We start from the raw sequence: 14246 nt of genomic DNA on the forward strand, positions 1-14246 counted from the left end.
TTGGCGCCCGGGTTCTATGGTTCGTGCGCTTTGCGCCGAACCATGGGTTCCGCCCACAGAGCGGGCCGGTTCAGAAGGGAGTTATAAATGCCGCCGTAAGGCGGCTATATCTGCGCCCGAAGGGCGCTACCACACCCTCTGAACCCTTTGAACCTTTTGAACCCTCTGAACCCTTTTTCACAGAGATTGACACCATATCCATCCAGACCAAATGACAATAAACACAAAGGAGTAAACAAAATGGCAGACATTAACTGGGAAGCGGAAGACAAGAAGTACATCTGGCATCCGGCCATGCAGATGAAGGATAATGAAGTATTTCCACCGGTGGTGGTGGACCACGGCAAGGGTGTATACCTCTACGACACCCATGGCAGGGAATATCTGGACATTATTTCTTCCTGGTGGTGCAACCTTCTGGGCCACTGCAACCCGGAAATCAATGAGGCCCTGAAGAAACAGGTGGATGAGCTGGAGCACGTGATTTTCACCAATTTCACCCACAAACCGGCCATTGAACTGTGCCGGGAACTGGAGCCTCTCCTGCCCAAGGGACTCACAAAGTTCACCTTCCACGACAACGGCTCCTCCTCCGTGGAAGCAGCCCTGAAAATGGCCTTCCAGTACCAGTACCAGACCGGCCATCCCGAAAGAACCCGTTTCATGTGCCTTCCCGAATCCTACCACGGTGAAACCATCGGCGCCCTGTCCGTAGGTTCCATGGACCTTTATGCCAAAATATTCCACCCCATGCTTATGAACAACATCCATTTCAAAGGCCTGGACTGCTACCGCTGTCCCTACGGCAAGACCCGGGAAAACTGTAATGTGGAATGTTTTGAAAGCGCCGAGGAGGCCTTCAAGAAATACGGAAAAGAAACGGTGGCCTGCATTGTGGAGCCTATCCTTCAGGGGGCTGCGGGCATGCGGATTTATCCGGCGGAATATCTCAGGAAACTCCGGAAACTCTGCGATGAATACGGCGTCCTTCTTATCGACGATGAAATCGCCGCCGGCTTCGGCCGCACCGGCACCCTCTTTGCCATCGAACATGCCGGCGTTTCCCCGGATATCCTCTGCACCTCCAAAGGCCTCACCGCCGGCTACATGCCCATGTCCATGACCATTACCACCGACAAGGTATATGATGCCTTCTACGACGACTACGGCACCCACAAAGCCTTCGTCCACAGCCATACCTATGCAGGAAATCCCATGGGCTGCGCCATTGCATTGACCGTACTGAAAATCATGAAACGGGACCACATCCTGGAAAAGGTCAATGAAGACGGAAAATACCTCCACGAAGAGCTCATGAAGGCCCTGGGCCATCACAAGAACGTCGGTGAAATCCGCCACATCGGCCTTATCAACGCCATCGAACTGGTGGAAGACCCCAAGACAAAGAAAGCCTTCGACCCCGCCAAACGCATCGGCTGGCACATCTTCAGAAAAGCCATGGACCTGGGACTGGTCCTTCGCCCCATGGGAGACATTATCTACTTCAACCCGCCCCTCACCATCGAAAGAAAGGATATGGATAAGGCGGTGAAACTCTGCACCGAAGCGGTGCATGCCGTACTGGGAGAGTAGAGCCTGTCAGATATTAGACGATAGATGATAGACGATAGATGATAGATGATAGATATCAGACGTTAGACATCAGACATCAGACTGCCGGACTTCCTGCCTTCCTCCGTCATCCGGGGTCGGTCAGCCGACAATAGGAAGGCCCTTTTATGGGCAGGCTGAGGGCCAACTTCGGCTGACTTGGAGACCCTCTGCAGGGTCTTCACAAAGCGAAGGATCTCGGTATATGCCGTAAGTGAGATATTTGCCAGTAAATACCGGTCGGCGGGAAGCGGTATTCCCGAAAGCAGGAGGGTTCCGGTGCCTTCGGCGCCCGGGTTCTATGGTCCGTGCGCTTTGCGCCGAGCCATGGGTTCCGCCCACAGCGCGGGCCGGTTCAGAGGGAGTTTTTGAAGCTGCCTTTCGGCAGCTATAAAACTGCGGCGAAGCCGCCACCACAACCCTCTGAACCCTTTTACACAACCTTCATCCGCCCCCTTTGGTACTACGTACCACCTTTCCCCCGCAAGCGGGGGCACTATATATGGGGGAGAACCTTTACACCAAAAAAGCCCTCCGGCTTAACTGCCGGAAGGCTTTTTTACATCATTCTTTCTTAGGCCCATATATTTTTATCATTTCCTTGGCGGTGAGGGGCTGTTTTCTTTTATTTTCTTCTCTTGCCTGAAGGAAAGCGGGCTTTTTGTCGACAGCGGTTTCCACGGAGTCCATGGCGTGGTCCACGGTTTCAGCGGAAATGCCATCTGCCGGCGGGGCGTCGGCGGGGATGTCTACAGCGCTGTCATGGGAAGCAGCGCCGTGGTAGGAGAAGTTGTTTTCCACGATGCCGTCGGGATTGGTGGCTTCGTAGCCGTCCACGTGCTGCAGGCTGCCGTCAGGTCCGGTGCGGAAGTAGTCGCTGGTGTGGTGAACGCCGGGGGCATCCACCACATCATGGGCTGGTGTGTCCGGTGTGCTGTGATGGGCGTAGTCGTACACATCAGCCGGCGCGTCTGCTGTATCCATGGGAGCATCGGTGGTGTCCACGGTGTCCATGGTATCGAAACCGTCGATGGCCTTCACGAAGGGCATGAGGAGCAGGATGATGAGGAGCGGTGCCACACCCATGATGGGCATGGCCCGTTTCAGGGTGTAATGGTTATGATAAAGCCACAGCATGATAAGGTGGAAACCCAGGGTGACAATGAAGGCCATGGCTGCGGCATAAACAGGACTGATGGAAAAGAAATAACGGAGGAAAAAGCGGTAGGGCAGATCCATATACCAATGGAGGCCAAAGAAGGCCGCCATGCCGTACATATAAAATCCCGCCAGCACCGCCCGCCAGTTGTCCATAATGTAGCCCAGCCGGGCAAAGAAAATGACTAGCATAATGATAAAGGCCACGGGAGCCAGAAAGGGGAAGAATGAAATCAGGGCAAAAGCAATGACCGCCGTTATCAGGATAGTGAGGATGCGCCTCCAGGTATAGAAGATAAAGAGGCATACAATAAAGGCGACGGAAAAGGTCTTGTACTCCGGCCGCATGAGGTTGATAAAGATATAGAAAAAAGTAACCATCATGAGAATCAGATGGGAGGGAGTAAAACAGGTATAGGGACTTTTGGCGGTTGAAACTGACAAATCATCACATCCTTGGTTAAGTGGGGCAGCAGGCAGTACGGCGGGGGGGGATTCCCGAAAGCAAGAGGGTTCAGGCGCCTTTGGCGCCCGGGTTCTATCGGTCATGTGCTGCCGCACTGACCGATGGGTTCCGCCCACAGAGCGGGCTGGTTCAAAGGGGAGTTTTTGAAGCCACCTTTCGGTGGGAAAACCGTATAACCGGGCTTCGCCCGTGGAAATGCACCCCTTTTGGTGCTAACGCACCACTTCCCCCGGAGGGGGAAGTTTGCTCTGCGCTTAGCTTTTATGTCATATGGCACAATGAATAGCGTCCATAGTCCCACCGCGAAGCGGGGTGGCAAGCGAACACGAGTCACACCAGCGAACTGGATTCGTAGGGGAGCAAAGTGACCTGAGAATCCAGTGAGTCGGTGATAGCTGTGCTGTAGGGGAGCGACAGCGACCTGAGAATCGTGTGAGACGCTTTCCCGTGGAGGAAGGTGGTGCCGTAGGCACCAAAGGGGGGAGGCGAGCGAAGCGAGCCGGCTGCCGCAAGGCAGCTATAAAACTGCGGCGAAGCCGCCACCACAACCCTCTGAACCCTCTGAACCCTCTGAACCCTCTGAACCCTCTGAACCCTCTGAACCCTCTGAACCCTCTGAACCCTCTGAACCTTTTGAACCCTCAGAACCTTTTGAACCCTCAGAACCTTTTTATTAAATAATAATTTCATTTATCATACCATAAAATATGCTGAAATACTTGCTTTACATTTCCTCAGCTGTCTCCATTTTTTTATCAGGACAGCAGTTGACACCTGGGAAAATGATGCTATAATAGTCCATAACGAAGCGATGAACCAGATGGACATGGCGGACTGACGTGGCAGAGAGCCGGCGGATGGTGAAAGCCGGTACGGGCGGGTCATGGACAATCACTGGAGAGCGTCTTTCCTGAAATGACAGTAAGGGAAGCGGGGGTGCCCGTTACAGGACTATGACATAAGTATAATGCAGGGTGGTACCGCGATTTCGCCCCTGTCCCAGAGTGGGACAGGGGCTTTTTGATTCCTGATTCCATCTGTTATACGAGTGTCTGAGTGATAAATCAGAGTGGTACCGCGGGAAATCCGCCTCTGTCTTTTGGGGACAGAGGCTTTTTTCATGCCCTGTCCGAAATTAAGGAGGGATTACAATGAAAGTGTTATCTATGTTTGATGGAAATCTGGGAAAATACCTGCTCCCCGGTATTGTGCTCCAGTCCGTCATGATCGGCGGCGGCTATGCCACGGGACGGGAAATCGTGGAGTACGGTGCCAAATTCGGCGCCTACGGCTGGTATGCGGGACTTGGCATTATGGCAGGCTTTGCGCTGGTGGCGGTGCTGTGCTATGAACTTATCCGCCTGTACCATGTGTATGATTACAAATCTTTTATCCAGTCCATTGCAGGACCGCTGTATCCGGTGTTTGACCTGGTATACACGGTATTCATGGTCATCATTCTGGCCGTCATGTCTTCAGCCACAGGCGCCGTGGTGCAGCAGATGTTCGGCGTGTCCCACTGGTTCGGTGTGGTAGGCATCATGGTGGTGGCAGGACTTCTCAATTTCTACGGTGAAAAGGTGATTTCCTTCTTTGAAACCTTCGGTACCGTAGCTCTCTATGCAGGGTACCTCACCTTTTCAGTGCTTGTGATTTCCGGCCACACCGAAAATATTGCATCCGTCATGGCATCGACGGACCATTCCTACGTGCCCGATGCCACCATGGGCCATGCGCTCTGGACAGGTCTCCTCTACATGGCCTGCAACCTGGTGGTATTTCCTGCTTCCTTCTTCACCATCAAGAAACAGACGAAACGGAGAGAATCGGTGGTAAGCGGCATTCTGGCCGGTCTCCTGGCCACCATTCCCTGGTTCCTTACTTATTTCTCCGTCATGGGATTCTATCCGTCCAAAGACGTCCTGGGCGCCCAGGTGCCCTGGATGGTGATGATGCAGGAAAGCGGCGTGCCCTCTTGGATGATGGTGGCCTTCAGCTTCATCATGGGATGGACTCTGGTGGAAACAGCCACCGGCATGATTCATGCCCTTCTGGCAAGGGTGGACAAGGGACTGGAAGAAAAGGGAAGAACCGCCCTCTCCCGCAGGAATAAGGGCTTAACCACCGTGGTCATCATGGCAGCCTCCATCGCCCTGGCCCAGGTAGGCATCATCGACCTCATTGCCAAAGGCTACATGGCCCTGGCCTACGCCTTTATGGCCCTCTTCCTCCTGCCCCTCCTCACCGTGGGAGTGTATAAGATTCTTAAGAAGGAAGAAGGAGAAGAAATGGAAGAAGAACTGGTGGAAGGATACCGGCAGAAGGCATAAGGGACTGGAGATAATGGAGGCGATTGGCCGGATTCCCGAAAGTGCCGTTAGGGTTCAGGCGCCTTTGGCGCCCGGGTTCTATGGTTCGTGCGCTTTGCGCCGAACCATGGGTTCCGCCCACAGAGCGGGCTGGTTCAGAGGGAGTTTTTGAAGCCGCCGCAAGGCGGTTATAAGCTGCGCCCGAAGGGCGCTGCCATCCCCTTTGAACCTTCTGAACCCTTTGAACCCTCTGAACCCGGGGCCGCGGAGCGGCCCCTATATATGCAGCACATCCTTGAATGCTTTGATATAGTGCCTTGACACCGGCACCTTCTGTTTTTCGTAGCTGGTCATGGTGAGGAGGAGGGTGCCGTTGTCCTGGGGCTGGATTTCGTGAATCATGGAAAGGTTCACGATGTAGCCCTTATGGGTGCGGAAGAAGCCCAGCGGGGTGAGGAGGCTTTCTATATCCCGGAGGGTCATTCTGGATTCCACGATGCCGCTGGTGGTGTAGAAGAGGGAACGGTCCGATTTTTCCGTACACACCAGTACGATTTCCTCGGAAGGAGAAATCATGAGGGTTTTATTTTTTGTCTGGATGGAAACTTTCTGGGACGATACCTGGACTTCGCCGGGCACTGTTTGGCCCCGCCTTAAAGCCAGGCTGTCGTTGAGGCGTTCGATAATGCGGCGGATGCGGATTTCGGAGTAGGGCTTCAGGATATAGTCGAAGGCTTCCAGGTCGAAGGCCTGCAGGGCGAACTGGCTGTATCCCGTGGCAAAGACGATTTTCAAAGGCAGGTCCATTTTGAGGATTTCTTTGGCGCACTCCAGACCGTTCATCATGGGCATTTCAATGTCCAGGAAAAGAATGTCCACATTAGGGTGGGCCTTCAGAAACTGCAGGACCTCCCTGCCGTTGGTGCATTCGCCCACGATTTTCACGCCGGGAATGGCGGAGAGCTCATATTTCAATTCTCCTCTGGCCGGGAGCTCGTCATCAGCCACCAGTGCTTTGATTTCTTCCATGACTTTCCTTTCTTATGCCTTATCCGGCAGTACGATGGTTTTCGTAATGGAATCCTCCTCCTGGTCCGGGGAGGATTCTTTCTTTTCAATCTTTGGAATATTGGCAAATACCAGGGTGCCCTTATTTTCCTTACTTACGATATGGAGGCCGCAGGCGCTGCCGAAGAGGGACATGAGGCGCTGGTGCACATTGATGAGGCCGATCTGGTCCCGCCGCTTGTGGTCGATGAGCAGCTTCTTCCGTTTCCTGGCGGGAATGCCGACCCCCGTGTCCAGTACATAAATTTTGAAATACTTCGGGTGTTCGATGAGGCCTACCTTGATTTTCCCACCCTCCGGCCGTTTGAAAATGCCGTGGATCACCGCATTTTCCACCAGCGGCTGCAAGAGCAGCGGCGGCACCTGGATGGTGTCCAGCTTATCCTTTGGGAAATCGTAGGTAATCTTCAGCCTGTCGCCGAATCGTGCCCGCTCCAGCTCTGTGTAACATTCGATGACATGAAGCTCCTCGGAAAGGGGAATGAGCTTGGAAGGATTGTTCAGGCTGTGGCGGAAATAGTCGGACAGGTACTGGATGAGCTTTCGCGCCGTGTCGGGATCGCTCCGCACATAGTAGCTGATAGTATTTAATGTATTATATAGAAAATGAGGATTAATCTGGGCCTGCAGTGCCCGGATTTCTGCCTCCGCCAAGAGATTCTCCTCCTCCTTCATCCGGTCATACTCATAAATGGCCTCCATCACATGGCAGATGCCGTGAAGAAATTCGACGCCCAGCTTCGTGAACGTATCGCCCTTGCTCTTGGCGGCGATAATCCATCCCACCGTCTCATGCCGGTATGTCACCGGCAGCGTCATCAAATGGGGCATATCCGGCAGGGACTTCTGCAGCTTCAGAATGGCGATTTCCGCATCCCCCTGGGTCTCGTCTGCTTCCGTCTTGTAATTGGTACGGGTGTAGAACTGATTCCTGTAGGAAATGGCCGTCCAAATGAGACTGGGCAGGGAAGAAGTCATGAGCTCTGCAATTTTGGAGATATTGGCATCGTTGAACCCGTCGTGGAGCGTGGCAAACAGCGCCGCCACGGCGTCGAAGGTATTCTTCGTGGTCTGGGTCTTCTCCGAATCCCTCTGGTGGATAAAGAACTCAATCACCATGTAGAAAAGAGACACAGCGATGGTATTCGTCACGATGATAGGCAGGGACAGGGCAAAGAAATCCTCCGGATGGCTGATGGTCTGGGGGAATGTGAGAAATGCAAAAAACAGCCAGAAAAGGATTTCCAGGATAAAGGCATCCAGAAAAGCCCACATCCAGAGCTGATGATGATGCTTCTTCAGCCGCTTGGAAAGGAACCCCGCCGCAATGCCCTGGATAATCGTGAGCCCGCCGTGGATAAAAGCGGCGTCCGTGGAAATAAAGAAAGCCCGGTGGAAACCGGTGATGACACCGGTCACCGTCCCCACCACCGGCCCGCCGATAAAGCCTGCCAGAATGATGCCTACTGCACGGAAATTGATGATACCCCCGCCGGCCTCTACATTCCAGTAGGTACCGCAGATGGAAAGGATGGAAAAAAGCAGGATGAAAAATACCATATGCCGCCGGCTGAAATGCTTGGCGGAAATGGCTTCACGGAAAAAAGTGGTGCGGCATATGAGGAGAAGGAGAAGAAGGAAAATGGAAATGCCGAACCATACATGCTGGATACCGATAATCCATGAGGAATTCATACTATCATCCTTTCGATAGGAAAGATGGGGGATTGGTCGCAAAAGATTTAGCGACGAAAAAACTCGTTTCCCCTTGAGGGGAACGCCGCTGTTGCGGCAAAGGGTGTACGGGGCAGAGCGTCGAAATGACACTCTATTGCTGTAGTGACTGTGCACATTCTGCATAGGATGTGCAAGTCAGCCGAAGTTGGCCTCTAGCCTGCCCAATAAGAGGGCTTCCTTTGAATCGGCTGACCGTGAACGGCGGCCTGCTTACCGATGCAGTCATTAACGATTCTTACTGTAGAACACCCCCGCGCCGCTGCCGCGGCCCTCTCCCCCTCAAGGGGGCGCAAGATATTAGTGCCGCTTTCTACTTTTGCCCCCCAAAGGGGCGCAAGGGTAAGCACCGGAAATCCTCGTTTCCCCTTGAGGGGAAGTGCCGCTGTTGCGGCAAAAGGGTGTACGGGGTGGAGCGTCGCAATGACACTCTATCGTCATCCTGACCGCCAACCGGCGGCCTGCCTACCGATGCAGTCATTAAGCGATTCTTACCGTAGAGCACCCCCGCGCCACTTCGCGGTCATCTCCAGCTCAAGGAGGCGCAAGAGAAATTTTAACGTTTCTCTCAGGGGTTAAATCCCATCCGCTCCCGCAGAATACGGTCTATATCTGCCTTTACTTCATTGAAGTGGAGCGAAATATCACGATTTGTATAGCGGACAACCAGAATGCCAAGTTTTTTCAAATATGCAGTTCTTTCAAAGTCATAGTTTTCCTGGCGTTCTTCATAATGCTGACTCCCGTCTATTTCTATGGCAAGTTTGGCTCTGTGACAGTAAAAATCAAGAATATATGTATCCATAACCTTTTGACGAGAAAAACGAAGCGGATGGTCTTTAAGAAATGTGAACCAGAGCTTTCTTTCATGCTCCGTCATGTTTTTACGAAGCTCCTTGGCGTAGCGTATGATTTGTGCATGGCGATTATCTATAGTCATAGCAGCACCTGTCCTAAAGAAACATGGGATAAAGTTTTTTAAACATAACGTGTCATTAACGATTCTTATCACAGTACACCCCCGCGCCGCTGCCGCGGCCCTCTCCCCCTCAAGGGGGCGCAAGGTATTAGTGCCGCTTTCTACTTTTGTCACTCCTCAAGGGGCGCAAGGGTAAGCACCGGAAATCCTCGTTTCCCCTTGAGGGGAAGTGCTGCTGTTGCGGCAAAGGGTGTACGGTGTGGAGCATGGTAGTGATACACTACTGCCATGCTGACAGCCAACCGGCGGCCTGCTTACCGATGCAGTCATTAACGATTCTTACCGTAGAGCACCCCTGCGCCACTGCGTGGCCCTCTCTCCACGGGAAAGCGTCTCACGAAATTTTCAGTCGCCTGTGGCTCCCTGCAAATTTCGTTCGCTTGCCACCCCTCAAGGGGGCGCAAGGGATTAGTGCTGCATTCCACTCTCCCCCTCAAGGGGGCGCAAGGGTAAGTGGCGCTTTTGATTATGAATCATAAACAAGACTTTTCTTATTTTCACTAGTCTATAGCATGCGATTTATGATTCCCCAAATCAATGCATTTTCTTTGCATCTTACCCCCTGTTTCCTGCATCTCGCCTCATAATTTTTTAATTTATCAAAGGAAGCAGGTATACTATGAACGAAGGAATTAAAAGGATTTTTGATAAGTCCTATCTGCTTTTATTATAGCAAATAGGTGACCTCAAAGGTCCAAGTTTTTTGAAAAACGAAGATCCCTTTTTCTTGGGAGCGGGACGGCCGTTTTTCAAAAGAAAGGAAGGGTGTTATTATGGTTGTTTACGGTGTTGCACTTTTAGCCGGCTGCTATATGGCAGGAAATTTTATCGGTGATGTGCTGGGGGCACTTCTGGGAGTGAAGGCAAACATCGGCGGCGTAGGTTTCGCCATGCTTCTCCTCATCCTGATTTCCACCTGGGCCATCCAGAAGGGATACATGAAAGCGCCGGAGGAACAGGGCATTAAATTCTGGAGTGCCATGTACATTCCCATCGTGGTTGCCATGAGCTCCATCCAGAACGTGGCAGCTGCTCTTTCCGGCGGCGTGGTGGCTGTTCTGGGCGGCGTGCTGGCAGTGGTCATCGGATTCCTGGCGATTCCTTTCTTCGCAAAGAAGAAAGCGGAAGCGCCGGTATCGGATAAAGCGCTGGCCAAGGATCACAAATAAGGAGGGAAAATCATGGATATCGCAGCAATGATTACAAAGTTATTCGTTAAAAACGGCATGATTTTTGCCTTCATGCTTCTGGGCATTATCATGTTTGTGGCCTATAAACTGGGCGGCCTCACCAAGGGCCGGGTACATGGCAGCGCCATTGCCATTTTCCTGGGCCTGGTACTGGCTTACATCGGCGGCGTTACCACCGGCGGCAGTAAGGGTATTGCCGACGTTCCGCTTTTTGCAGGCATGGGTCTGGTAGGCGGCGCCATGTTCAGAGATTTCGCCATCGTTTCCACCGCCTTCGGTGCAGACCTTCGTGAAATCAAGAAAATCGGCTGGCGCGGCGTAGCATCCCTTTTCTTCGGTGAATTCATCTGCCTCGTAGCAGGCATTGCAGTGGCTTATCCTCTGGGATACACCAGCGCCATCGACCTGGTTACCATCGGCGCCGGCGTTGCTACCTTCGTGGTAGGACCGGTCACCGGTGCAGCCTTGGGTGCTTCTTCTGAAGTCATCGCCATTTCCATCGCCGCAGGCGTGGTGAAATCCGTACTGGTCATGGTGGTTACCCCCTTCGTGGCAAAGCCCCTCTCCATTAACAACCCCCAGTCTGCTATGGCATTCGGCGGCATCATGGGCACCACTTCCGGCACCGCAGCCGGCATGGCAGCAGTGAACCCGAAGCTGGTTCCCTACGCAGCCATGACCGCCACTTTCTACACCGGCCTGGGCTGCCTGCTGTTCCCCTCTGTATTCTACTTCCTGACCACCCTCTTCTTCTGAGGCGGTCATGACTATCCATTCCGGCTAAGCGCTCCGGGATTCAAAGCGGTCCCATCTCTCACAGGAGGCGGATCCGGAATGATTCCCTTCCTTTTCGGGCAAAGGGCACCCCGGCGGTGCCCTGCACCTGAAAAAGTAAAGGACTTATAATAAAAGAACCTGTATAATCAAAAAGAACCTGCGGACTTATGAAAGTCCTGCAGGTCATCACACTGCTTATCGTATATCATAAGAAAGGATTGATATTATGTTGGAAATCAAACCGTGCAATAAGAACTGGCATACCAGAGGAGACGACACCGCTGCCCGCATTGCAGCCGCCGCTCCCTATGCCGATGGTAAAATCGTAGACCCCGCCAATACGGTGAAGCTGCTGGAAGCAGTCCTCCGCCCCGGTGACAAGGTGAATATCGAAGGGGATAACCAGAAACAGGCCGATTTCCTGGCCAAGAAACTGTGTGAAGTGGATCCCGCCAAGGTGCACGACCTCCACATGATTCAGTCCACCCTTTCCATTCCGGAACATCTGGATGTGTTTGAAAAAGGCATCGCCCGTAAACTGGACTTCGCCTATGCCGGCAGCCAGGGCAAACGGCTGGCCCAGATGGTACAGAACGACGGCATCGAACTGGGCGCCATCCATACCTATCTGGAAATGTACTCCCGCTACTTCATCGACCTGGTGCCCAGAGTATCCCTGGTCTGCGCCGATGCTGCCGATAAAGACGGAAATATCTACACCGGCTTCTCCACAGAAGATACACCGGCCATCGTAGAAGCGACCAAATTCAACCAGGGCATCGTCATTTTCCAGGTTAATAGGATTGTAGATAAAATCCCCAGAGTGGACATTCCAGCGGACTGGGTAGACTTCGTCATCGAAAGCCCAACCCCTTACCTGCTGAACCCTCTCTTCACCAGAGACCCCGCCAAGATTACGGATGACCGCATCATGAAAGCCATGATGGCCATCAAAGGCATTTACGCTGAATACGGCGTCAAGGTCCTGAACCATGGCGTAGGCTTCGACACCGCCGCCGTAGAACTCCTCCTCCCCACCTTCGGCGAATCTCTGGGCCTCAAAGGCAAAATCTGCACCCACTGGGTACTGAATCCGCACCCCACCCTCATTCCGGCCATTGAAACCGGCTGGGTACAGGCAGTCTACTCCTTCGGCTCCGAAGTGGGCATGGAAGAATACATCAAAGCCCGCCCCGACATCTTCGCCATCGGACCGGACGGTACCATGCGTTCCAACAGAGCTTTCTGCCAGGCAGCAGGCCACTACGCAGCGGACATGTTCATCGGCTCCACCATGCAGATCGATAAATACGGCAACTCCTCCACCGCCACCAAGAACAACGTGGCAGGCTTCGGCGGCGCGCCGAACATGGGCTGCGACGCCAAAGGACGCCGTCACGTTACCCCGGCATGGCAGAAAGCCGGCGAAGAAGTGGCCAACCGCTTCGAACTCATGGGCGACGCCAACCGCGGCAAGAAACTGGTAGTCCAGATGATTACCACCGTTTCCGCCAAAGGCTTCCCGGGCTTCGTAGAACAGCTTGACGCCGTAGCACTGAAAAAGAACGCCAACCTGGACCTCGAACCCATCATGATCTACTCCGACGACCTCACCCACATCGTCTCCGAAGTAGGTATCGCCTACCTCCATAAATGCCACAACATGGAAGAAAGAATGGACGCCATCCGCGCCGTAGCAGGAAACACCGACGTAGGCAAACTGGAAAATCCGGAAATCACCAAGAAACTCCGCAAAGAAGGCATCGTAAAACTTCCGGAAGACCTGGGCATCAACCCCGCAGAAGCCACCAGAGACCTTCTGGCTGCCAAGAACATGAAAGACCTGGTAGACTGGTCCGGCGGCCTCTATAACCCGCCAGCTAAATTCAGAAACTGGTAATTGGGAAATAGTGAACAAAAAATCGCCTCGCTATGAGGCGATTTTTTTTGTTCAAAGGGTTCTCAAGATTGACGGCCCGATGGGCCGAAGGTTCTTAGGATTGACAACCGCTTCGCGGTTGAGGGCTAAGGATTGCCCTGCGGGCAATGAATATAAATACCGCCGCGAAGCAGCTTATAAAATTTGCGGCAAAGCCGCCACCATAACCCCTCCCCCTTTGGTACTGCGTACCACCTTTCCACCCGCAAGCGGTGGCACATTGGACCCTCCGGCCAAAGGCCGGTCAATCCTAAGAACCTTCCCCTCTGAACCCTCTTAACCCTCACGCCCAAAGGGCGTGCCCATGAACCCGAGCCGCTTCCTCGGCCCCCTGATACTTTCCCTTACTCTTCCGGACTATATGTGCAGAGAGCAATGATGGAGCTCCGAAGTGACATCCATTTCCTCCTGCCAGGCGCTTTCCTTATAAGGGGCAGGGGAAAAGGAAAGAACTTCTCATGAATCGGCGCTCTCCGGTATACCGAAAACAGAAAAACTCCTGAGGAAAAACCTGCTAGAAATCCTGGTGGCAACCATGGCTATACCTGTTCTTCCTTGACGACACAGACATTCCGCCCCGGCGGCTACCCCTGGCCGATTCATTGAAACAGAACGCCTGAGCCCTACCGTGCAGCAGTATGGGACGAATCAGGAGCTTTTCAAGTGAAAAAAGCAGTCCTTCGGGGCTGCTTTTTTGTTGTCTAAGACCTATGTGAATAAGGGGCACCGCTTAGAAATGATAAATGGTGAATTGTAAATGGTAAATGAATGTAGGGTGCCTTTTGAAATAAACGGTGCCCTCTTATGATAACACCTGAGAGCCGCCCTGAAGGGCGATGTTTTCGTAATGCATTGAGTGATATAAGAAGCAGTAGGGGAAGCACGTAACGTAGGGGGCTGTGAAAAAATATAAATCATTTCTTCACAGCCCCCTTTTCCTGCTTCGCCTATAGATTCAAAAAAATTCTCAAAATGACAGTAAGCTGTTCTCCGAATTGTCATCTCGAGCGGAGCT

Annotated in this window: 10 protein-coding genes and 1 other annotated feature; of the genes, 5 read left to right on the plus strand and 5 right to left on the minus strand. The window is 52.9% G+C overall.

Going from position 1 to position 14246, the window contains the following annotated elements; all coding sequences use genetic code 11:
• Positions 1-240: 240 nt before the first annotated feature.
• A complete protein-coding gene (gene bioA / locus QZQ29_RS06130; protein WP_296961173.1) occupies positions 241-1593 on the plus strand; it encodes an adenosylmethionine--8-amino-7-oxononanoate transaminase in 1353 nt (450 codons plus the stop codon).
• 582 nt (positions 1594-2175) lie between these two features.
• Here the strand turns inward: bioA and QZQ29_RS06135 are convergent.
• Together QZQ29_RS06135 and QZQ29_RS06140 are read right to left on the minus strand one after the other, a co-directional pair.
• A complete protein-coding gene (locus QZQ29_RS06135) occupies positions 2176-3213 on the minus strand; it encodes a hypothetical protein (protein ID WP_296961176.1) in 1038 nt (345 codons plus the stop codon).
• A gap of 352 nt (positions 3214-3565) precedes the next feature.
• The gene (locus QZQ29_RS06140; RefSeq protein WP_296961179.1) at positions 3566-3925 is read right to left on the minus strand and encodes a hypothetical protein; all 360 of its coding nucleotides are present in this window, start codon (positions 3923-3925) and stop codon (positions 3566-3568) included.
• 112 nt (positions 3926-4037) lie between these two features.
• Positions 4038-4332, plus strand: a binding site (T-box leader).
• Positions 4333-4386: 54 nt separating this feature from the next.
• On the opposite strand from QZQ29_RS06140, the gene QZQ29_RS06145 reads away from it, so the two are divergent.
• Positions 4387-5565 carry a hypothetical protein gene (locus QZQ29_RS06145; protein ID WP_296961182.1) on the plus strand — a complete coding sequence of 393 codons (1179 nt, stop codon included), beginning with the start codon at positions 4387-4389 and terminating at the stop codon, positions 5563-5565.
• Positions 5566-5820: 255 nt separating this feature from the next.
• On the opposite strand, the gene QZQ29_RS06150 is transcribed toward QZQ29_RS06145, so the two are convergent.
• From QZQ29_RS06150 to QZQ29_RS06160, 3 genes are all read right to left on the minus strand, one after another.
• Positions 5821-6573 carry a LytTR family DNA-binding domain-containing protein gene (locus QZQ29_RS06150; protein WP_296961185.1) on the minus strand — a complete coding sequence of 251 codons (753 nt, stop codon included), beginning with the start codon at positions 6571-6573 and terminating at the stop codon, positions 5821-5823.
• A gap of 12 nt (positions 6574-6585) precedes the next feature.
• Positions 6586-8307, minus strand: a complete 1722-nt coding sequence (locus QZQ29_RS06155) for a histidine kinase (RefSeq protein WP_296961188.1) — start codon at positions 8305-8307, stop codon at positions 6586-6588.
• Between the two features lie 607 nt (positions 8308-8914).
• Entirely contained in the window at positions 8915-9286 is a 372-nt protein-coding gene (locus QZQ29_RS06160) for an endonuclease domain-containing protein (RefSeq protein ID WP_296961191.1), read from the minus strand.
• An 812-nt stretch (positions 9287-10098) separates the two neighbouring features.
• On the opposite strand from QZQ29_RS06160, the gene madL reads away from it, so the two are divergent.
• The 3 genes from madL (at position 10099) to mdcA (ending at position 13192) form a co-directional block, all read left to right on the plus strand.
• Positions 10099-10494 carry a malonate transporter subunit MadL gene (gene madL / locus QZQ29_RS06165; protein WP_296961194.1) on the plus strand — a complete coding sequence of 132 codons (396 nt, stop codon included), beginning with the start codon at positions 10099-10101 and terminating at the stop codon, positions 10492-10494.
• A gap of 12 nt (positions 10495-10506) precedes the next feature.
• Entirely contained in the window at positions 10507-11271 is a 765-nt protein-coding gene (gene madM, locus QZQ29_RS06170) for a malonate transporter subunit MadM (RefSeq protein WP_296961197.1), read from the plus strand.
• 247 nt (positions 11272-11518) lie between these two features.
• Positions 11519-13192 carry a malonate decarboxylase subunit alpha gene (gene mdcA / locus QZQ29_RS06175; protein ID WP_296961199.1) on the plus strand — a complete coding sequence of 558 codons (1674 nt, stop codon included), beginning with the start codon at positions 11519-11521 and terminating at the stop codon, positions 13190-13192.
• The last annotated feature ends 1054 nt before the right edge of the window (positions 13193-14246 follow it).

This window comes from uncultured Dialister sp., assembly GCF_900538805.1.
In the GTDB taxonomy this organism is placed as follows: Bacteria; Bacillota; Negativicutes; order Veillonellales; family Dialisteraceae; genus Dialister.

What these genes read in the sequence shown, in the direction of transcription:
- bioA (WP_296961173.1), top strand. Translation starts at nt 241, where the DNA reads ATGGCAGACATTAACTGGGAAGCGGAAGACAAGAAGTACATCTGGCAT.
- QZQ29_RS06140 (WP_296961179.1), bottom strand. Translation starts at nt 3,925, where the DNA reads ATGAAATTATTATTTAATAAAAAGGTTCTGAGGGTTCAAAAGGTTCTG.
- QZQ29_RS06145 (WP_296961182.1), top strand. Translation starts at nt 4,387, where the DNA reads ATGAAAGTGTTATCTATGTTTGATGGAAATCTGGGAAAATACCTGCTC.
- QZQ29_RS06150 (WP_296961185.1), bottom strand. Translation starts at nt 6,573, where the DNA reads ATGGAAGAAATCAAAGCACTGGTGGCTGATGACGAGCTCCCGGCCAGA.
- QZQ29_RS06155 (WP_296961188.1), bottom strand. Translation starts at nt 8,307, where the DNA reads ATGAATTCCTCATGGATTATCGGTATCCAGCATGTATGGTTCGGCATT.
- QZQ29_RS06160 (WP_296961191.1), bottom strand. Translation starts at nt 9,286, where the DNA reads ATGACTATAGATAATCGCCATGCACAAATCATACGCTACGCCAAGGAG.
- madL (WP_296961194.1), top strand. Translation starts at nt 10,099, where the DNA reads ATGGTTGTTTACGGTGTTGCACTTTTAGCCGGCTGCTATATGGCAGGA.
- madM (WP_296961197.1), top strand. Translation starts at nt 10,507, where the DNA reads ATGGATATCGCAGCAATGATTACAAAGTTATTCGTTAAAAACGGCATG.
- mdcA (WP_296961199.1), top strand. Translation starts at nt 11,519, where the DNA reads ATGTTGGAAATCAAACCGTGCAATAAGAACTGGCATACCAGAGGAGAC.